The following is a 19,058-nucleotide window of genomic DNA, read 5'->3' on the forward strand; positions in this document are numbered from 1 at the left end:
AGGTAGTTGGCACCGATTGAGTGCCGCTGAACCCTCGAAAGATCCGTCGGCCGCGGGTTCTAGCGGTCAGCTCGGAATCTCTTGCAAGGTCCTGGTCGGTGCCAAATCCGCTGCTAACTCACAGCGTTGCGCACGCGCAGGGCCAGGCCCTTCAACGGAGTGCCCTGCAGCACGTAGGACAGTTCGATATCCTTTTCGCTTTCTGTCAGGTTTGAGCCGCCCAGCTTGGCCAATTCAATATTGTCTCCGCTCACGTAGCGCAGCATGCCATTGAGCCCCGGCAAGCCCATGGCCACGAAATTGTAGTCATACCGTACCTGCCAACTGCGCTCCTTGGGGTTGAGAAACTCGGAGCTCAGAGTGCCTTCGGTGATTACCAGCGGCTCGGTGCCGAACAGGTAGGGCATGGCAGTCTTGCCGGTTAGTTGCATGTAGCCGGCACCGAATTTGTGAGCTCCCACGGCGTACGTCAGCATTAGTGCCGCATTACGGTTGTCTACCGGGCCGGCGTTGGCTGCGCCATCTTCCCCGGTGACGAACAGACGAAAGTCGCTTTTCAGGCTGCCGGGGCCCATCGGACGAGTATCGACAAAGCCGTAGAAGTCCTTGCGGTACAGGTCTGCGAGCTCCGCGTGGTAATACTTCAATGTCAATTGCGGCGACCAGGCATAGTCGCCGCCGAGGAAGGAAAAACGGTCCGACTCGGCGGCACCATTGAAGCGTCCGTTGGGTGAGGCCACCGACATCTTCTGGTAGTCGGTGGAGTCACGCAGGTTGATGCGGTCCAGCCAGCCGACATGCAGGGTCAGGTTGTCGATTTCCTGGGACTTGAGGTACGCGCCACGGAAGGTCTGTGGCAGCAAGCGGGTAGGGCTGGCGAAGGCGATTGGCAGGAGCGTACTGATGGTGCCCAGTTGCAACTCGCTTTTCGATGCCCTGACCTTGGCGGTCAGGCCCAGCTCCGAATATTCACTGGCCGGTTCCCGGGTGGTGGGGTTGTACGGCAGCAAGCCAGTGCCCGTGCGATCAGGCGAAGAGTCCAGGCGCACACCCAGCAACCCCGAGGCGTCCAGACCGAACCCCACAGGTCCTTCGGTATAGCCCGAGCGCACGTTCAGGATGAAACCTTGCGCCCACTCACGGGCAGCTGCCTGGGGCGTGGCATTCACGTAATTGCGATCGAAGTAGTAGTTGCGCATCGTCAGATCAGCGTGGCTGTCATCGACAAAGCCGCTGGCGTAAGCCTGGGTAAAGGTTAAAACGCAGGTGCAGGCGCTGAGCGCCCGAAGAGTAGTCTTGAGCATGCCGGTGTTCACTTTTATTGTTGTTGGGGGGGGAACCCGCACCGCTTGGGTACGGGGTATTGCGAGTGGGTTGTCAGTCAGGCTGAGAGCCGTTGCGTCGTACTGACAGGTAAAACATCGCCAATGCCGCGATGACAATCCCCGGTGCCGAGGCCATCATCACCCCGGTGGTACCGGTGCCCAGCGCAAGCATCTTGCCGGCTACCAGCGGGCCGCTCATCGCCCCCAGCCGGCCAATGGCGACCGCGCTGCCTACGCCCGTAGCGCGCACGGACGGGCGATAGAAATGCGGTGCCAACGCATACAGCACGCATTGCCCGCCGGTGGCAAAAAAACCGGCGACGAAACCGGCCGCGAGCATGCTCTGAAGTTGGCTGGCCATGCCCAGCGCGGTCAGCGAAGCGAGAACGCCGATATAGATCAGCGCCGACAGAGCCCAGGCCGGCAGTCGGTCCATCACCCAGCCCAGCAGTAAAGTCCCGGTCGCGGCGCCAAGCTGCAGGGCAAACATCACCCAGCTTGCTGATCGGGCGCTGAAACCCTGGCCGACCAACAAGCTAGGCAGCCAGTTGATCAAGATGTACACGACCATGAGGGTAAAGAAATAACTCACCCAGATCATCGCGGTCGGCAGTGCTGCGCCCTCGCGGAACAGGCCCCGGACCACGCCGATGGGGGCGACGTCCTGGACGCTGCGAAACTGCGCCGACTCCGGCAGGTAAAGCCCGAGCAGCGGCGCGATCAACAGCGGAACCAGCCCGCCCACGTAGAACACCACCTGCCAGCCACCGGCCAGTTGAGCGATGCCAATGCTGGCCGCCACCGCAGCACCCAGCGGCACGCCGCAATACATCAGGCTCACGGCCATGCCACGCAGGCGCGGGCCAGCCACTTCACTGGTCAGCGCGATCAGGTTGGGCAAGGCGGCGCCCAAACCCACGCCCGTGAGGCAACGGGCAACCAGCAAGCTGTTGAAATCCCAGGCCATGGCCGTGACCAGCGAGAACAGCCCGAACAGGGCCACCGACGCCATCAGCACGCGTTTGCGGCCGATGCGGTCAGCCAGCAGGCCGCCCAAGAAAGCACCGGGCAGCAGGCCGAAAATTCCGGCACTGAAGACCCAGCCCATATGTAATTTATCCAGCTCGAAGGCGGCCGCCATGCCTTGGGCAGCGATCCCGGAGGCCTGCAGATCAAGGCCCTCCATCAGGGCCACGAGGAAACACAGACCGATGGTCCGCGTCATGTGCAACGGTGTTGTCAGTTTTAGCGCAGTCATGGGCAGTACCCGTTTTATTGTTGTATGGGCAAAACAGGGCCGACCGACCGCTGCGTGGGCGGTCAGCCGGTGTGGTGCTCGGTCAGCGTTTGAGCAGATCTAGCGCGACGTCGACGATCATGTCTTCCTGACCGCCAACCATCCGCCGCTTACCCAGTTCGACGAGGATGTCGAGGGTCTTGAGGCCGTACTTGACCGCAGCGATTTCGGCGTGGCGCAGGAAGCTTGAGTAGACGCCGGCATAGCCCAGCGCGAGGGTTTCGCGGTCAACCCGAACCGGACGGTCCTGCAACGGACGAACGATGTCATCGGCCGCGTCCATCAGCGTGTAAAGGTCGGTGCCGTGGTTCCAGCCCAGGCGCTCGGCGGCGGCGATGAACACTTCCAACGGCGCGTTGCCGGCCCCCGCCCCCATGCCTGCAAGGCTGGCATCAATGCGATCGCAACCTTCCTCGACGGCGGTGATCGAGTTGGCCACGCCCAGGCTCAAGTTGTGGTGAGCATGCATGCCGGTCTCGGTTTGCGGTTTGAGCACAGCCTTGAACGCACGAAAGCGGTCGCGGATGTCCTGCATGTTCATCGCCCCACCGGAGTCGGCCATGTATACGCAGGTGGCGCCGTAGCTTTCCATCAGCTTGGCCTGAGCGGCCAACTGTTCGGCCGGGATCATGTGGCTCATCATCAGGAAACCGACGGTGTCCATGCCCAGCTCGCGGGCGTATTCGATGTGCTGTTTCGAGACATCCGCTTCGGTGCAATGGGTGGCGATGCGCACCACCCGGGCACCGGCGTTGTAGGCCGCTTTCAGGTCGTGGACCGTACCGATGCCCGGCAACAATAAGGTCGTGATTTTGGCGTGACTGATCACATCGGCGGCGGCTTCGATCCACTCCAGATCGGTGTGCGCCGCAAAGCCGTAGTTGAAGCTCGAGCCTTGCAGGCCGTCGCCGTGGGCGACTTCAATCGAATCGACCTTGGCCTTGTCCAGGGCGCGAGCAATGTCCTGCACATTCTGGATCGAATACTGATGGCGAATCGCGTGGCTGCCGTCGCGCAAGGTCACGTCGGAGATGTAGAGTTTTTTGCCAGGATTAAAAGTCATGTCGATCTCCTCAGGCGTTCAGCATCGACTGCGCCATGCGCTCGGCGGTGGCCAAGGCTGCGGAGGTCATGATGTCGAGATTGCCGGCGTAAGCCGGCAGGTAATGGGCGGCGCCTTCGACTTCGAGGAACACCGAGGTCTTCAGGCCCGAAAATTTTCCAAGGCCTGGAATGTTCAATGGTGCGTTTTCAGTGATCACGTCGAACTGCACTTTTTGTTTAAGGCGATAGCCCGGCACGTAGGCCTGCACGGCAGCGGCCATTTTTACGATGGAGGCCTCGACCTCAGCCTGATCGGCTGCCTCAGACAACACGAACACCGTGTCGCGCATCATCAGCGGTGGCTCGGCCGGGTTCATCACGATGATCGCCTTGCCCTTGGCTGCACCGCCGATCACCTCGATGGCTTTTGAAGTGGTTTCGGTGAATTCGTCGATATTGGCGCGGGTACCGGGGCCGGCAGACTTGCTGGCAATCGAGGCGACGATTTCGGCGTAATGCACCTTCGCCACGCGCGACACCGCCGCGACCATCGGGATGGTCGCCTGGCCACCGCAAGTGACCATATTGACGTTGAGCCGGTTGAGGTTCTGCTCAAGGTTGACCACCGGAACGCAGTACGGACCGATGGCCGCGGGCGTCAGGTCGATCAGGCGGATGCCGGGTTTGATCGAGCGCAGGAACGCATCGTTCTTCACATGCGCGCCAGCACTGGTGGCATCGAAGACGAAGTCGATGTCCTTGAACACATCCATGCGGGTCAGGCCTTCAACGCCTTCATGGGTCACCGCCACGCCCATGCGCTGAGCGCGGGCCAATCCGTCAGAGGCCGGGTCGATGCCGACCATGACCGCCATTTCCAGGTGCGTGGCGTTACGCAGCACCTTGATCATCAGGTCGGTGCCGATGTTGCCGGAGCCGACGATGGCGACTTTGAGTTTTTTCATTGTTATGACCTCTATTGCACGCAAGTTGCCGATCACTCGGCAGTGAACTCCACACCCACCCGACCGATGCCTTCGATCTCGGCCTCGAAACGGTCACCGGCAGCGACTGGCACCATCGGTCCGAGTGCTCCGGTGAGAATGATGTCGCCGGCCCGCAACGGATCGCCCAGGCGCGCCATGGTGCGGGCCAGCCAAACGGCCGCATTGAGCGGATGACCAAGGCATTCGGCGCCGCTGCCGCTGGACACTTTTTCACCATTGCGGGTCATGCACATGCTGGCTTGGCGCAGGTCGAGCCCGTCGATATGTCGAGCCGGCCCTCCCAATACAAAGCAGCCACTCGAGGCGTTGTCCGCCACGGTATCGACGAAGCGGATGTTCCAGTTCTGCACGCGGCTGCCAACGATTTCCAGTGCCGGGACGACCCAGCCAGTGGCCGCCATCACGTCGGCAAACGTGGTGTCGAGGAGGGGCAGATCGCGTTCGAGGATCAAGGCGATTTCGGCTTCGATTTTGGGTTGCAGCACGCGGCCCAGCGGCACGCTTTCGTTATCGCCGTAGCACATGTCGGCGAACAGCGTGCCGAAGTCCGGCTGGTCGACGCCCAACTGCGCCTGCACTTTGGAGTTGGTCAGGCCGATCTTGCGGCCGACCACGCGGCGGCCGTTGGCCACGCCGTGGGCGACGTTGAGCCGCTGGATGGTGTAAGCGGCCTCGGCGTTGTCTTCGCCGATTTGCTCGCGCAGTGGCGCGATGGCTTCGCCGTCAGCCTCGGCCTGGCGCAGGTTAGTGGCCAGTCGTTCCAGGGTGTCTTGAATAAGGGTCATGTCAGCCTCGGTGATCAATGGGTCAGGAAGTCCAGGACCATGCGGTTGAAAGTCTCGGCGTGTTCCCACTGGGCCCAGTGGCCGCAGCGATTGAACACATGCAGTTGAGCATGGGGCAGGCCGGCCAACAGGCGCAGGCCAGTGTCCATGGGCACGAAGCGGTCTTCGCGGCCCCAGACGATCAGCGTTTGGGCGGTGATCTCATGCAGGCGATGGCTGAAATCCGGAAACTGCTTGGGGTTCAAGGTGCTGCTCTTGACGAAGTTTTCCAGGTGGTCGCGGCGCGCAAGGATATTGTCCAGGCGGGTCTGGAACAGTTCGTCGGTCATGCTGCTGGCGTCGAAAACGAAGACGTTCATCATCTTCTTCAGGTTTTCGATGGTCGGTTCGCGGTACAACGCGCCGATCAGCTTGATGCCCTCGGTAGGCTGTGGGACGAAGGCGCTAGGGCCACCGGTGCCGCCGCCCATCAAGACCAGTTTGCCGATGCGCTCCGGGTAAGCGAGGGCAAACGCCACGGTGCTGTGCCCGCCCATGGAGTTGCCGATGATGTGCACGCGGTCCAGATCCAGCGCATCGACCAAACCCTTGAGGGCCTGGGCGTTGAGGTCCGAACGCGAGCCGTCGCAAACGATCGGGTCGCTTTTGCTCCAGCCTGGGCAGTCCATGAGAATCACGCGATAACCGGCGTTCACCAGCGGTTCGATGTTGCGGTGGAAGTTGGCCCAGCCGCTGGCGCCGGGTCCGGAACCGTGGAGCATGATCACGGTTTCGGCACCTTGACCCACGTCGTTGTAATGCAGTCGCAGGTCCAGCTCGCCCTCCTTGATACGGGCCAAACGGCTGGTGGACGCTTCGGTGAATGCAGTGGCAGTCATGACAGTTCCTCGGATTCAGTGGTTGTTGTTCAGCGGCTGGGCGCCAAGGCCGGCGAAGCCTGCGATCCATTCGGGAATCAGACGGTAGTAGCGGCCCTCTGTCTGATAAGGGCCGAAGGCGGACAATGCAGCGAAGGCAGCGACCCAGGTTTTCACTTCGTGGGTGGACTTGCCGGCCAATGCCGACAGCTCGTCATTGCCCAGCGCATCGAGGTCGCTCAGCCGACCCTGTTCGAGGGTGTCGAGAAACTGCCGGTCCCACGTAGGGTTGAGCGGGTGCAGGCTGTGCTGGTCTTCAACGAAGTCCCGGGCTGCCTGAATGACCCTCTGCTGACGCGCCTGGCGTTCATCGGCAGGCAAGTTGCGGCCGCTGCCCATCAGGCGATCGGCCATGCGCGCATCGACCCTCGCCAGTTCCGGAACCGGAGGCTGATGGGACAAACCACCGGAAGCCAGAAACAGCACGCGTTTATTCAGCGTCAGCGACCACTGGCCGATGGCTTCACCGAGCAGGCGCGCACGCTTGAAACCGGGCAAAGGCACGGCCACTGAGTTGATGAACACTGGAATCACCGGGCAGCTTTGCAAACCGCCAAGCAATAATTCCAGCGGCTGGGCGAACGCGTGATCGACCTGCATGCGGTAGGACACTGCAGCGTCGACACCCGCTTCGAGGACCGCCTGCGCGCAGGATTCGGCCAGCGCTTTGGGGACGTCCAAGGGACCGGCTGCGGTGTCGAAATCACCGATGGCGTGGGCGACCATGCCGATGCAGAAGGCCGGCATCACGTCGTAGAAAAAACCGTTGTAGTGGTCGGGGCCGAAGAGCACGATCAGCTCCGGGTCGAAGCGGGTGATGCGCTCGCGGGCGTCGGCGAGCATGCCGTCGACTTCGGCCAGCACGTCAGGCGTCGGGTCGACGTAACCCACCAGCGGCGTGTGCGACAAGCAGTGCAGAAAGGCGCTCATCTCAGGCCACCTTGCTGGCAATGATCGCCGCGGCAGGTTGCGGCAATACCTTGAGGGCCAGGGCCAGTTGATCGCAGGTCTGGCCGACGGTTTGCGGAATGGCCAGCCCGGCAAGGAAGCGGTCCGGGCGCACCAGGGCGATGGACGCCGAACCACGGGCGAACCATTCCTTGAGACGGCCGGTGCTGTCGCCGATGCGAATCACACCCTGGCTAACGTCACTGGCGGCTTTGAGCTGGACGTCTGGCAACACTTGGATAAAGCGTGTGCCCAGTGCTTGCCATTGTTCTTTCTGTGCAGCCGTCAGGCCCCAGGTCGGGTCGCAGCCCCAGGCGATGATCGCGAAGTGCTCGCCGATCACTTCATCCAGCAATACCGTATCGCCTGCTTCGGTCAGCACCCGAGGCTGAATGAACATCTTGCCCACGGGGGAGCCTTTTTCGTTGGGTACGATCAAGGCGCCCTGGGTGTATTGCGGCATCGGCTTGAAGCGCATTTCCACGAAGTAGCGTTTGACGGGCGGCACATAGTTGAGCAGCCACGACACGCCATCTCGCAAGGTGCCTTGCCAGCGCTTGGGTGGTGCAAGCACGTGGCCGGCGAGCACGGAAAGGTCAATCATCGCCTTGGCGTGGTCACGGCGTTCCTGTTCATAGCTGTCGAGCAGGCTGTCGGCGGCCAGGCCCTTGATCACCAGTGACAGTTTCCAGGCCAGGTTGGAGGCATCGCGCATACCGCTGTTGTAACCCTGGCCTTGCCATACAGGCATGATGTGCGCGGCGTCACCGGCCAGCAGCACCCGGCCCTCACGGAACCGCCCGGCCAGGCGGGCGTTGTGGGTATAGACGCGGCTGCGGATCAATTCGATGTTGTCCGGGTTCGGCAGCACCTTGCCGAGAAGTTTGCGCATGTTTTGCGGTTTGCTCAGCTCGGCTTCGGTCTCACCGGGCATCACCATGAACTCAAAACGGCGCACGCCGTGGGGCAGGGCGGCGGAAACGTAAGGGCGCACCGGGTCGCAGCACAGATAAACATGCGGCGTGCTCAACGGGTCGTTGGCAATGTCGACTACGATCCACTGATTTGGCGCGGTTTTGCCTTCGAAGCTGATGTCCAGGCTGCGCCGAACCAGGCTATTGCCGCCATCGCAACCAATCAGATACCGGGCATGCAAGCGTTCGCTGCGGCCGTTCTGATCCTTGAGGTTGAGCACCACAGCGCTGTCGCTTTGTTCAAAGCTGTCGAGCTCACGGCTGAACAGCACCTTTACGTTGGCAAAACGCTGCAAGCCTTCGAACAGGACACGGTCGGCCAGGGGCTGGATGAAAGCATTGCGCCGCGACCAGCCGAACTCATCGGTCTTGGGCTGTATGTCGGCAAAGCAGCGACCCTTGGGCGTCAGGAAGCGCATGGCGTGCCAGGGGGTAGTGTGCGGCAGCACGTTGTCGGCCAGACCGACGGCCTGGAACGTACGCAGGCTTTCGTCGTCCAGACCGATAGCGCGGGGGTAATCGATCAGGCTGTCGAGCTTTTCCACTATGGTGACATTCACACCACATTGGCCCAGGTAATTGGCGATCATCAAGCCAACAGGACCGGCGCCGACGATCGCGACGTCGGTGGTCAGTTCCAATGTGGAAGGCGTGGGGGCAGAACTCATGGGTATCTCCGTACAGCGCTTTTGGATTTCTTGTTGGGCGCAGTATGGAAATCGCAGGGCTGGTCGACAACGACAACCCTTGATAGGGTGCACTAGGTGCACATCATTGATTTATAACAATAATGGAGCCGTCCATGAGTGACACAGAATACAAGTCCGTACGTGGGCTGATGCGCGGTCTGGCTCTGATCAATAGCTTGAACCGCTTCGATGGCGGGGCCAGCACGGCGCAACTGGCCGAGCAGAGCGGACTGCATCGCACCACGGTCCGACGGTTGCTGGAGACCTTGCAGGCAGAAGGTTATGTGCGGCGCAGTGAGTCAGATGACAGCTATCGACTGACGTTGAAGGTCCGCGAACTCAGTGAAGGTTTTCGCGATGAGCAATGGATCTCCTCAATCGCCGCACCCTTGCTCGGTGAGTTGCTGCAGAAAGTCGTCTGGCCCACCGACCTGTGCACACTGGACGGCGATGCCATGGTGATTCGCGAGACGACCCATCGCTTCAGCCGCCTGTCGTTTCACCGCTCCATGGTTGGCCGGCGTCTGCCGTTGTTGATGACCGCGACGGGGCGCGCGTACTTTGCGTACTGCTCGCCCGCTGAGCGAGAAGAACTGATTGAGTTGATGATCAGCCGTGAAGATGAACAGTCGGTGCTGGCGGCGGATCGCCGTTTTGTCGATCGGCTGGTGGAGCACACCTTGGCCAAAGGGTATGGCGAAAACAACTCGCACTGGGGCCTGGAACGCAAGATTGCCGCCATTGCGATCCCGGTCATACACGAAGAACGGGTGATGGGCTGCCTGAACCTGGTGTACATCGCCAAGGCGATGCCCATTGAGGAAGCGGCGCGCCGTTATCTGCCGGCGATGCAGGGTGTCGTGAAACAGATCCAGGCTCAATTGGGCTGATGTTGCCTGCGTTGAAAGCCAATTCACCAAGTAAAGCTTACTGGCGTTCCACCGACAGAAAACATCAGAACTGGCCTTCACCGAATTGGGTTCGGTATTCTGCGGCTTTTCTCCAAACGGTATGAAAATCCTATGCGTCCACTGACCGATCACGCACCAGACACATTTGCCTCTATACGATTCGTTTTGACTGATATGGATGAGACGCTGACTCACCGTGGGCGTTTGGCAGCTGCTACCTATGAGGCGTTGGAGCGTCTCCAGGCAAGCGGCATTAAGGTGATACCTGTGACTGCCGCACCTTCCGGATGGTGTGATCAAATGGCTCGGATGTGGCCAGTGGATGGTGTTATTGGGGAGAACGGTGGACTGTTTTTCAGACGCGGCACGGACTCCCATAAACTCGTGCGGGACTATTGGCATGACGGCGATCAGGCCACCCTCGCACATCAAAAAAGAAAGCAGCTCATAGAGTTTGTCCTGGACCGATTGCCTTGGGCCCGCCTGGCGGAAGACCAGGATTTTCGACAGACAAGTGTGGCATTTGAACTACCCGGCGAGGATGCCCATCGCCAAGCGTTGGGCGATGCCCTGAGTGCCGCCGGTGCCGAGCATACGTTTAATAACCTATAGGCGTTGGGCTGGTTTGGGGCCTACGACAAACTGACCATGGCGCGACGCGTCCTGCACCGGATCTACGGACTTGGCACCGAGCAAATGTTGGACAAGGTTTTCTACAGTGGTGACTCGCTCAATGACGGCCCAATGTTTAATTTTTTTCGGCATACCTTGGGTGTCAGTACCATTCAGGAGTGCCTGCATCAATTACCGAAAGCGCCGGCCTGGATTAGCACCGGGCCTGGAGGGGCCGGATTTGTGGAGGCAGCTGAGGCGATCTTGGCCTGTCAGCGTTAAACGCCTATAAGTCCCGCGTTGCCGGCGCAGTAATCCTGTACTGCTGTGCGTAAAGCAATCAGTCGGATCAGAACCTATAGCGGCTGCCTCCTTCTGCCTACTCTGAACATCCGGCAAGTATTCTTCCGGCAATGTAGCCAAACGTCATGCCCGGGCCGAGGGTGATGCCGCCGCTTGGGTAGTAACCGTTCATGATGCTGTTCATATCATTGCCCACGGCGAATAAGCCGGGGATCGGCGCATCATGTTTATCCAATACCCGAGCACAGGCATCCGTGTTCAAACCGGCGAAAGTCCCCAGACTGCCGGGCACCAGCTTCACGGCGTAGAACGGCCCTTGGCGCAGGCTGCCCAATGAAGGGTTGGGGCTGTGCAGCACGTCTCCTTGAGCTTTGTTGTACAACGACTCGCCGCGATCGAAGAGTTGATCGTGACCTTCCTCGGCGCCCTGATTGAATGCGCTGACTGTGACTTGGAGTTGCTTCGCATCAATCCCGCATTGGCGCGCCAGTCCGATCAAGGTCGGATCCTTGAGCAGGTAGCCTTGGCGTACGTAGGATGCCGTCGGAAAAGGAAATGGCTTGGACCAGCCCAGACCATAGCGTCGCTGGGCACGATGGTCGCAGATCAGCCAGGACACCGGCGTTTCTTCCAGCCTGGTGACATTGAACAGCGCACACATGTAATCGTGATAGGAGTTGGCTTCATTGACGAAGCGCTGACCATCCTGGCGCACGGCGAGGAAGCCCGGCTTGGCCCGATCCATCAGATGCGGAAAACCGCTGAAACCACCGTCTGCTCGCGGCACCCGGGACACCGGCGCCCAGGCCGCGGCGTGCGGCAGGTCGGATACAACACCTGCCCCGACGCTTTCGCCTAGGCGCAGGCCGTCGCCAGTATTGCCCTTGGGTGCGGCGCTCAAGTGCTCGGTGCCATTGGGTGCATGGGCAAACAGGCTGGCAATGCGCTGTTGATCGTGTGGGAAACCGCCACAGGCGAGCACGACACCACACCGCGCACGAATTTCGACCAGTTGCCCCGCCCGTTCGATGCGTGCCCCGACCACGCGATCATCCCTGTTCAGCAGCGCTCTCACCGGCGCATCCGTCAGCAGACGGACGTTGCGATCCAGCGCGCTTTTCAACAAACGGGCGACCAGTGCGTTGCCGTTCACCAGGTGCATGCCTCGGCCATGCCTGATCAGGTCATGGGCATGGTGCAACAGACGCTTGCCGGCGTAGAACAGTGAGTTCGCAGACCTGCTGGCATTGAGGAAATGATTGAGGTCTGCGCCGCCGGCGATGCCCATGCCGGCGAGGCTGATGACGTCGAGCGGGCGCCGAAGTTTGTTGATCCAGGGTCCTAGTCGACGGCCGTCGAACGGTAGGGCGCAGACCGAGCGGCCACCTTCGGAGTAGCCTTCGCTGGCGTGAAAGTCCGGCATCTTGCTGCCGGAGAAAAACTGTACCTCGGTATGACGCTGAAAGAACTCGACCATCTTCGGACCTTGCTCCAGATACTTCTCCACTCGCGGATCAAGCACGTCGCAGTGCAGTTCATTGCGTAGGTAGATCCGGGACTGCTCGATGTCTTCAACTATTCCGTCGGCGATGGCCAGTGGGTTGCGCGGAACCCATAACCAGCCTCCCGACCAGGCACTGGTACCACCCAGTTGCGGCTCCTTTTCAACCACAATGACGTCCAGGCCGAGTTCGGCGGCGGTGACCGCCGCTGCCAGCCCCGACGCTCCAGAACCGACGATCAGAACATCACAGAGTATTGGGTCGCTGTTGTGCATAGAGGGTTACCGCAAAGAGGAATGAGGTTGGGCCAGGCCGGCGGGTTGTGTCAGGCTGCCTTTGATGAATACCGCGATGCCAGCAATCAGGGCCGGAACTGCCAGAGCCGCGAAGACCGTATCGAATGACCAGCCAGCACCGAGCATGTGAGCGCCGGCGAAGCCGCTAGCGATTGATCCCAGCCCGCCGATGCCTCGCATCCAGCTGACACCGGTGGCGCGTGCCGGCGTGGGATAGAAGTTGGCCGACAGCGCATACATGCAGGCGTTACCACCATTCATGCAGAAGCCCGCCGCAGCGGCGAGTACCGCGAACAATGCGAAACCGTGGTTAGCGGTGCCGATCAGGAAAATCGCCAGGCCGCCCAACAAGTAAGTTAGCGCCAGTGTGTGGTGCGGGTTGCGGCGATCAATGAACCAGCCGAGAAACAGCGAGCCGAAGGTTCCGCCAAACTGGAACAAAGCAGTGATCAGCGCAGCATCACTGACACTCAGGCCATTGTCTTTGATCAATGTCGGCAACCAGCTACCGAGCAGGTAGACCAGGAACAACCCCATGAAATAGGTCAGCCAAAGCAGCAGCGTCCCGGTGAAGAAACCCTTGGACAGAATTCGCCCCACCGGGCTGGCGCGAGGGCGTTCGACCTCGTCGATTGTGAAACGTGTCTGGTCGTTTGCGAGTTCTGGTGCCAAACGCTGCATGATCCGTGCACTGCCTTGTTGGCTCTGCACCGGACGTCGGGTGACTAGCCAGCGCAGGGACTCCGGCAAGCCGGCGATCAACAACGGCAACGCCAGCAGTGGCAATAAACCACCAATGAGCAATACGCTCTGCCAGCCAAAAAGGGGGATCACATAGGCCGAGGTAAAACCGCCCGCAGCCGCGCCGAAGGTGAAGCCACTGAGGACCAAGGTAATCAGCATCGAGCGTCGATGGAGCGGGGTGTATTCGCTGACCAGAGTACCTGCATTCGGCATGGCCGCGCCCAGACCAAGACCGGCCAACAGCCGCAGGACTTCCATCCATTCCAGGTTCGGGGCGAAGGCCGAGGCGAGGGTTAGCGCACCGAAGAACGCCACAGCGCAAATCAGCACAGGCTTGCGTCCCAGGCGGTCGGCCAACGGTCCGGCAATCAACGCGCCGATGGCCACGCCAATCAAAGCCGCACTCATCACGGGTCCCAGGTCCAGCTTGCTGACCGCCCATTCACGGGCCAGTTCGGGGGCGATGAAACCCATGATTGCGGCGTCGAAACCGTCCAGCGCAATCACCAGGAAACACAACACGACAATCCGCCACTGAAGGCGACTCATGGGGCGGGCGTTGATCAACTGGTCGACATTGATCGATTGCAAGGCGCTCATGGCGACCTCCATTATTATTTTTATTAGCGATGGCTGGCCGCTCCTTGTCAGAAGCGGCTCAACGCTGCTGCGGGGCTATTTCAATGGCGAAAAATCGGTCGGACGCAGCAGTCGAGATTCCAGGGTTACCACCGCGTCCAGTTCCTTGTTCTGCCGTGCGAATGCCTGCCAGCGTGGGTCGGCAGCCATGGCGTTGCGACGGGTAATACGGTCGTCGAGACTGGTATAGCCCCAGATATGCACCACCTGATTGGCTTCGCCGAATTCGGTTGTGAAGAAGCCAACCAGATTGCCCAGATGCTCTTCCTGCACGGCCAGAGCGGCACTTTTGTAAAGAGCCAGCCAATCGGCGAGTCTGGTCGGTTTAAGGGTGTAGGTGCGCAGTTCGTAGTACATGGTTTTCTCCAGTGCGGGATGGGTGTACAGCGGTGTTTTCGAGGTGGCTGGCGATATCGCTTGCTGCGAGGTAGCCGAAGGTGATGCCTGGGCCGAGGGTAATTCCGGGGCCAGGGTAGGTGCCGTTCATGATCGAATTCATTTCATTGCCAGCGGCGTAAAGGCCGGGGATTGGTGTGCCGCCCTGATCCAACACGTTGGCCTGGCCATTGGTGACCAGCCCGCGGGCGGAGCCGAGATCTCCGGTAAACAACCGGATCGCGTAATAGGGCGCCTTACGCAGTGGTTTGATGCACGGGTTGGGATGGTGTAACGGGTCACCCATATAGCGGTTGTAGGCTGTGCTGCCCTTGCCGAATTGTCTGTCGACGCCTTGCTCCGCATCGGCGTTGTACTGCGACAGAGTCTCTTCCAGGGCGCGCGCATCAATACCGACAGCGCTGGCTAACCCGGCCAGGCTGTCGGCACGCAGCAGGTAACCGGCGTCGATCAACGCGCTGTTGTCGACCGGCCGCGGTCGCGCCAGACCCATGCCGTAGTTGTTCAGAGCATCGGCATCACAGATCAGCCAGCAGGGCGCATTTGCGCCGCCGTTGGCGAACATGCCTTCGACGAAACAGTGATAGGAGTTGGACTCATTGACGAAACGCAGGCCGGCGCGGTTGACCGCGATCACGCCGGGCTTGGCGCGATCAGTGACCAGATGAGGGAAGCGCTCCAGGCTGCCATCGGACTTGCGTAGTACCGAGACCGGGGCCCAGAAAAAATTCGCTGCAAGGTGTTCACCGATAGCCGCTTTGACGGAGGCGGCCAGCCGCTGTCCGTCGCCCACATTGCCAGGTGGCGACAGGGTCCAGTGTTCCGAATCAGTTGCCGGGCGCTGCTCGGCGGCCTTTGGGCTGGCGGCAAAACCACCCATGGCCAGCACCACGCCCCCTCTGGCGAAAACCGATCGGGTTTGGCCGCGCCACGTAATCTGGACACCCTTAACCGTTCCCTGTTTGACGATCAATGATTCGGGCACCGCTTGTAGCCACAGTTCGACGCCATTGGCCAAGGCTGTGGTGGCCAGACGGGCGATCAAGGCGTTTCCGACGGTCAGACGTGTGCCGCGCGGATGGCTGAGGCGGTCGACGGCATAACGTCCCATCAGTTTCAGGCAGTGCCAGAGGGATTTTGGCGAGCGCTTGAAACTGAGGAAATGCTGGATATCGACCCGATTGACCATCATGCCGCCGAACAGCAGCATCCCGTCCGGAGGTCTTTTCAGGTCTTTGAAATGCTCACCCAGTCGGCGCCCGTCATACTCGTCGATTTCCAGCGCGCGGCCGGCCTGCGTACCGCCGGGAAGGTCCGGGTAATAGTCGGGCGACAGTGGCCGTAAGCTGTATTTGAGTTCGCTGTGGGTTTCCAGATAACGCAGGGCTTCACGGCCCTGCTCGATAAAGGTCTCGATCAACTCAAGGTTGTAGCCGGTACCAATAACCTCCTTGAGGTAGAGACGCATCTGCTCGGCGGGCAGATGGTGCCCGGCCGCGCGGGCCTGGTCGGTGTCGTGAAGCCAGACGGCACCACCGGAAATCGCCGAAGTGCCACCGAAGGCTTCGGTCTTTTCCACGAGCAAAACCTTAAGACCGCGACAACTGGCGGTTACCGCCGTGGCAAAACCGGCGGCACCGCTGCCCAGAACAATCACATCATAGGTCAAGCTGGCGTTCGCCGAAGACAGGGACGTCGTCGTGTTCATTGTCTATCACCTGTTAAGGACAGCGCTGGAGGTTCAGATCTCCAGCGGTGTCACGCCCATGAAATGACCGAGGCTGCCCAGTTGTGCCAAGGCCATTTCCGGACCGGCCTGGATCGGGCAGCCCATGCGGCGGGCGAAGGCGAGAAACGGTGTAATTGCCGGCGAGGTCACCACATCAGCCACCAGCGTTGTGGTTTGAAGGGTTTCCATCAGGGCTACTGGTAACGGCATCGGCCCATTAACCGTGGCGCCCATACCAACCGGCGATGCGTTGACTACCAGGTCGAACGGCTCCAGTGAGGTCGGGTTTGCACCGATGACAATCTTGGGAAAGTCGCGGCGCAAAAGATCACCGAAGGCCTCGACGCGCTCTTGGCTGAGGTCGCTAATGACCAAGTGGCTGACCCCGGCCTGGCACAGCGAATAGGCAATCGCGCTGCCGACGCCGCCCGTACCGATCACCAGGGCCTGTTTGTGTTGAGGGGCAAAATTGTGCTTGCGCGCGGCATTGAGAAAGCCATCGCCGTCAACGATATCGCCCACCAGTCGACCGCCGGCCTCACGGCGGATCACATTGACCGAGCGCAGTGCGATCGAGCGTTCACTGAGCACGTCCAGGCGGCTGGCGAGCAGTTGTTTGTAAGGGACGGTCACCACGCAGCCGCGCAGGTTTTGCCAACCGCGCAGGGTTTGGACGAAATCATCCAGCGCGCTCTGCTGCAGGTCGATGGCGAGCATGGCGATGTTCTGCTGGTGGTCGGCGAACCAGCGGTTGAAGTTTTCCGGCGACTTCACCTGGGCAATGGGTGAGCCGACGATGGCGACCAGTTCAGTCGAACCTTGAATCATGTGGAATTCCCGCTTATTGGCTGTGTTGTGGGCCGATACTGCAAGCGGGGGGCGAAACGGACAATCAATCGGAATGGCGAATTTATTGATAATCGCATTCACAGTGCGATAATCGCTGCCTAACTCCAATAAAGTATCCAAGTCGATGAAGCAGCCAAACATCCACTCACGGGATTTGATTGTCGGCCTCCAGAAGGGGCTGGCGTTGTTGCAGCTTTTCTCCCTGGAGCATCCACGCTTGAGCGTGCCCGACGCTGCCAGGCTGGCTGATATGACTCAGAGCGCCGCCAGACGCTTTTTACTCACCCTGGTGCATGACGACTTTGCACAGACCGATGGTCGTTACTACTGGTTGACCGCCAAGACGTTGCGCATCGGCCAGGCTTATGTCGATTCGGCGGTATTACCGCGCATGTTGAGGCCGATCGTCGAGCAAGTGGCGCGAACCACCCAGGAGCATGTATCGGTGGGTGTTCGCGACGGTGACGATATCGTCCATATCGTGCGTAGCCGTTACAGCCATATCACCTCGATGTCGATCCGCCCTGGCTCACGAGTGCCGATGTATTGCACTGGCAGCGGCCGGCTTTGGCTGGCGAGCCTTTCGGCGCAGGAGCTTGAGGCGTATTTCACTCGCAATACGCCACGCGCCATAACCCCTTACACCGTGACCGATCAAGCGCAGATCTGTGCCGAAATTGCCTTGGCGAACGAGCGCGGTTATGTCCTGGTGGATCAGGAATATGAAGTGGGCATGCGGGTATTGAGCGTGCCGCTGAGTGATCGGGAAGGTCAGTTGCAGGCAACGTTGACCCTCACCACGCATGCCTCGCGCATGACCCTCGACGAGATGCGCGAGCGTTATCTATCAACGCTGTACGAGGGGCAGGCGCTGCTACGGCCAATCATGACTCTTTGAGCGTTCAGCGGCCCGAGGCCCGGGCCTCCAGACGAAATTCACTGGGACTGTGCTGGGAGTGTTTGCGAAAAAAACGGCTGAAATAACCGACATCAGAAAAGCCCATGCCGTGGGCTATTTGCTTAACACTCTGGTGTGAATGGGCTAGCTCGCGCTTGGCCTCGAGGATCAACCGGGCGTTTATCAGGGTCATTGGCGTCGTGCCCAACTGCTCATGGCACAGTCGCCCTAGAGTGACAACGGTGATACCCAGGCGATTGGCGTAGTCATTGAGCGACAGGTGTTCGCGAAAATGTCGATTCACCAGTTCGCGAAAAGCAATGATCTGCTGGCTGCGCCGATCATGGTGGTGCACAGGCAAACCGTCCTTGTACTCGCCCAGGCGCAGCATCTGGATCACCAGCGCGAGCAGCAATGACATGCTGCACGCGACGTGTTCCCTGCCACGGCTATGATATTCCTCGTACAACGCCCGATACAGCGGCTCCAGCGGGTCATCGGCGGACTCCCAATGCGGCAGGGCGACGATGCAGGGCTTCTGGATCTGCGGTAATAGGCCGGGGGAGAGCACTTGGACGATGCTTTCCAGCGGGTGCTGGACGGCTGTGATCACATGCCCGTCGACCCGTCCGTGCCAGGCGAAGCCATGGACGATCTGCTCAGGGATGAACAGCAGACATGGGGCCTTGACCTGGACCCGTTGGTTATCCAGCAGCACTTCACCTCCACCGCTTTGCAGGTACAGCATCTGCAATAACCCATCGTGTCGATGGGCGGCGATTTCCCAGTTGTAGGCGCCGGAGCGTAGGGAGATCGATTCGACATGCAACGATTCATGCCAGATCGGCGGCGCCAATTCACCGTACAGGGCGTAGTAGGGGATTTTGTTCATTATTTTTATGTTCTACGGGAGCACGTGTTTCTACCTTAACGAAGAATTCGTGCGTTAGGCAATGCACGTTTGATTGGTCGTAAAAGTTTCTATGATTGTTGGTTTTGTCCATTTTGTGAGAGGGGCCGCACTTTTATCCTGAGTATCGGCCATTGCCTCTGGTGTATCAATTTAACGGGGCATTGGCTCCCTGCTGTATAGGGGGGGACTCCAGCAATCAAAGTTGTGCTTGTCGAGATCGATACTGACCAGTGCTAACTCGCCCTTGCCGATGATGGTTGAGTATTTAACGTTTAAGTGC

General features: G+C 60.1%; 17 protein-coding genes. 3 read left to right on the top strand and 14 right to left on the bottom strand.

The window, feature by feature from the left end; genetic code table 11:
- Positions 1-113: 113 nt before the first annotated feature.
- From ACWIKB_RS32825 to ACWIKB_RS32860, 8 genes are all read right to left on the bottom strand, one after another.
- Positions 114-1,304 carry an OprD family porin gene (locus ACWIKB_RS32825; protein ID WP_475271570.1) on the bottom strand — a complete coding sequence of 397 codons (1,191 nt, stop codon included), beginning with the start codon at positions 1,302-1,304 and terminating at the stop codon, positions 114-116.
- Between the two features lie 73 nt (positions 1,305-1,377).
- The gene (gene mhpT, locus ACWIKB_RS32830) at positions 1,378-2,583 is read right to left on the bottom strand and encodes a 3-(3-hydroxy-phenyl)propionate transporter MhpT (RefSeq protein WP_475271571.1); all 1,206 of its coding nucleotides are present in this window, start codon (positions 2,581-2,583) and stop codon (positions 1,378-1,380) included.
- Between the two features lie 82 nt (positions 2,584-2,665).
- On the bottom strand, positions 2,666-3,685 hold the full coding sequence (gene dmpG, locus ACWIKB_RS32835) for a 4-hydroxy-2-oxovalerate aldolase (RefSeq protein ID WP_475271572.1): 1,020 nt from the start codon (positions 3,683-3,685) through the stop codon (positions 2,666-2,668).
- A gap of 10 nt (positions 3,686-3,695) precedes the next feature.
- A complete protein-coding gene (locus tag ACWIKB_RS32840) occupies positions 3,696-4,631 on the bottom strand; it encodes an acetaldehyde dehydrogenase (acetylating) (RefSeq protein ID WP_475271573.1) in 936 nt (311 codons plus the stop codon).
- A 32-nt stretch (positions 4,632-4,663) separates the two neighbouring features.
- Complete coding sequence (gene mhpD, locus ACWIKB_RS32845) at positions 4,664-5,458, bottom strand: 2-keto-4-pentenoate hydratase (protein ID WP_475271574.1); 795 nt, start codon at positions 5,456-5,458, stop codon at positions 4,664-4,666.
- A gap of 14 nt (positions 5,459-5,472) precedes the next feature.
- The gene (locus tag ACWIKB_RS32850) at positions 5,473-6,336 is read right to left on the bottom strand and encodes an alpha/beta fold hydrolase (protein ID WP_475271575.1); all 864 of its coding nucleotides are present in this window, start codon (positions 6,334-6,336) and stop codon (positions 5,473-5,475) included.
- A 15-nt stretch (positions 6,337-6,351) separates the two neighbouring features.
- A complete protein-coding gene (mhpB, locus tag ACWIKB_RS32855; RefSeq protein WP_475271576.1) occupies positions 6,352-7,305 on the bottom strand; it encodes a 3-carboxyethylcatechol 2,3-dioxygenase in 954 nt (317 codons plus the stop codon).
- Position 7,306: 1 nt separating this feature from the next.
- Positions 7,307-8,965, bottom strand: coding sequence for a bifunctional 3-(3-hydroxy-phenyl)propionate/3-hydroxycinnamic acid hydroxylase (locus ACWIKB_RS32860; RefSeq protein ID WP_475271577.1), 1,659 nt, complete (start codon positions 8,963-8,965; stop codon positions 7,307-7,309).
- Positions 8,966-9,099: 134 nt separating this feature from the next.
- On the opposite strand from ACWIKB_RS32860, the gene ACWIKB_RS32865 reads away from it, so the two are divergent.
- Both ACWIKB_RS32865 and ACWIKB_RS32870 read left to right on the top strand, forming a co-directional pair.
- Positions 9,100-9,876, top strand: coding sequence for a DNA-binding transcriptional regulator (locus tag ACWIKB_RS32865; protein ID WP_475271578.1), 777 nt, complete (start codon positions 9,100-9,102; stop codon positions 9,874-9,876).
- A gap of 132 nt (positions 9,877-10,008) precedes the next feature.
- Positions 10,009-10,509, top strand: a complete 501-nt coding sequence (locus ACWIKB_RS32870; RefSeq protein WP_475271579.1) for an HAD-IIB family hydrolase — start codon at positions 10,009-10,011, stop codon at positions 10,507-10,509.
- A 379-nt stretch (positions 10,510-10,888) separates the two neighbouring features.
- Here the strand turns inward: ACWIKB_RS32870 and ACWIKB_RS32875 are convergent, their stop codons facing one another.
- The 5 genes from ACWIKB_RS32875 to ACWIKB_RS32895 all read right to left on the bottom strand — a co-directional run bounded on the left by ACWIKB_RS32875 (position 10,889) and on the right by ACWIKB_RS32895 (position 16,946).
- Entirely contained in the window at positions 10,889-12,589 is a 1,701-nt protein-coding gene (locus ACWIKB_RS32875; RefSeq protein WP_475271580.1) for an FAD-dependent oxidoreductase, read from the bottom strand.
- A gap of 6 nt (positions 12,590-12,595) precedes the next feature.
- Positions 12,596-13,954 (bottom strand): MFS transporter, encoded by a 1,359-nt coding sequence (locus ACWIKB_RS32880; protein WP_475271581.1) that lies wholly within the window; start codon positions 13,952-13,954, stop codon positions 12,596-12,598.
- Between the two features lie 75 nt (positions 13,955-14,029).
- Complete coding sequence (locus ACWIKB_RS32885; RefSeq protein WP_201188847.1) at positions 14,030-14,350, bottom strand: NIPSNAP family protein; 321 nt, start codon at positions 14,348-14,350, stop codon at positions 14,030-14,032.
- The gene (locus tag ACWIKB_RS32890; protein WP_475271582.1) at positions 14,319-16,097 is read right to left on the bottom strand and encodes an FAD-dependent oxidoreductase; all 1,779 of its coding nucleotides are present in this window, start codon (positions 16,095-16,097) and stop codon (positions 14,319-14,321) included. The genes ACWIKB_RS32885 and ACWIKB_RS32890 overlap by 32 nt, the downstream gene beginning before the upstream one ends.
- Before the next feature lie 33 nt (positions 16,098-16,130).
- Complete coding sequence (locus ACWIKB_RS32895; protein ID WP_475271583.1) at positions 16,131-16,946, bottom strand: shikimate dehydrogenase family protein; 816 nt, start codon at positions 16,944-16,946, stop codon at positions 16,131-16,133.
- 145 nt (positions 16,947-17,091) lie between these two features.
- On the opposite strand from ACWIKB_RS32895, the gene ACWIKB_RS32900 reads away from it, so the two are divergent.
- The gene (locus tag ACWIKB_RS32900; protein ID WP_475271584.1) at positions 17,092-17,865 is read left to right on the top strand and encodes an IclR family transcriptional regulator domain-containing protein; all 774 of its coding nucleotides are present in this window, start codon (positions 17,092-17,094) and stop codon (positions 17,863-17,865) included.
- A 4-nt stretch (positions 17,866-17,869) separates the two neighbouring features.
- Here ACWIKB_RS32900 and ACWIKB_RS32905 read toward each other — a convergent pair whose 3' ends face one another.
- Complete coding sequence (locus tag ACWIKB_RS32905; protein WP_475271585.1) at positions 17,870-18,757, bottom strand: helix-turn-helix domain-containing protein; 888 nt, start codon at positions 18,755-18,757, stop codon at positions 17,870-17,872.
- Positions 18,758-19,058 lie beyond the last annotated feature (301 nt).

The organism is Pseudomonas sp. 5Vm1k, from assembly GCF_056161485.1.

Excerpts from the sequence above, each read along its gene's own strand:
- ACWIKB_RS32825 (WP_475271570.1), bottom strand. The coding sequence starts at position 1,304 with ATGCTCAAGACTACTCTTCGGGCGCTCAGCGCCTGCACCTGCGTTTTA.
- mhpT (WP_475271571.1), bottom strand. The coding sequence starts at position 2,583 with ATGACTGCGCTAAAACTGACAACACCGTTGCACATGACGCGGACCATC.
- dmpG (WP_475271572.1), bottom strand. The coding sequence starts at position 3,685 with ATGACTTTTAATCCTGGCAAAAAACTCTACATCTCCGACGTGACCTTG.
- ACWIKB_RS32840 (WP_475271573.1), bottom strand. The coding sequence starts at position 4,631 with ATGAAAAAACTCAAAGTCGCCATCGTCGGCTCCGGCAACATCGGCACC.
- mhpD (WP_475271574.1), bottom strand. The coding sequence starts at position 5,458 with ATGACCCTTATTCAAGACACCCTGGAACGACTGGCCACTAACCTGCGC.
- ACWIKB_RS32850 (WP_475271575.1), bottom strand. The coding sequence starts at position 6,336 with ATGACTGCCACTGCATTCACCGAAGCGTCCACCAGCCGTTTGGCCCGT.
- mhpB (WP_475271576.1), bottom strand. The coding sequence starts at position 7,305 with ATGAGCGCCTTTCTGCACTGCTTGTCGCACACGCCGCTGGTGGGTTAC.
- ACWIKB_RS32860 (WP_475271577.1), bottom strand. The coding sequence starts at position 8,965 with ATGAGTTCTGCCCCCACGCCTTCCACATTGGAACTGACCACCGACGTC.
- ACWIKB_RS32865 (WP_475271578.1), top strand. The coding sequence starts at position 9,100 with ATGAGTGACACAGAATACAAGTCCGTACGTGGGCTGATGCGCGGTCTG.
- ACWIKB_RS32870 (WP_475271579.1), top strand. The coding sequence starts at position 10,009 with ATGCGTCCACTGACCGATCACGCACCAGACACATTTGCCTCTATACGA.
- ACWIKB_RS32875 (WP_475271580.1), bottom strand. The coding sequence starts at position 12,589 with ATGCACAACAGCGACCCAATACTCTGTGATGTTCTGATCGTCGGTTCT.
- ACWIKB_RS32880 (WP_475271581.1), bottom strand. The coding sequence starts at position 13,954 with ATGAGCGCCTTGCAATCGATCAATGTCGACCAGTTGATCAACGCCCGC.
- ACWIKB_RS32885 (WP_201188847.1), bottom strand. The coding sequence starts at position 14,350 with ATGTACTACGAACTGCGCACCTACACCCTTAAACCGACCAGACTCGCC.
- ACWIKB_RS32890 (WP_475271582.1), bottom strand. The coding sequence starts at position 16,097 with ATGAACACGACGACGTCCCTGTCTTCGGCGAACGCCAGCTTGACCTAT.
- ACWIKB_RS32895 (WP_475271583.1), bottom strand. The coding sequence starts at position 16,946 with ATGATTCAAGGTTCGACTGAACTGGTCGCCATCGTCGGCTCACCCATT.
- ACWIKB_RS32900 (WP_475271584.1), top strand. The coding sequence starts at position 17,092 with ATGAAGCAGCCAAACATCCACTCACGGGATTTGATTGTCGGCCTCCAG.
- ACWIKB_RS32905 (WP_475271585.1), bottom strand. The coding sequence starts at position 18,757 with ATGAACAAAATCCCCTACTACGCCCTGTACGGTGAATTGGCGCCGCCG.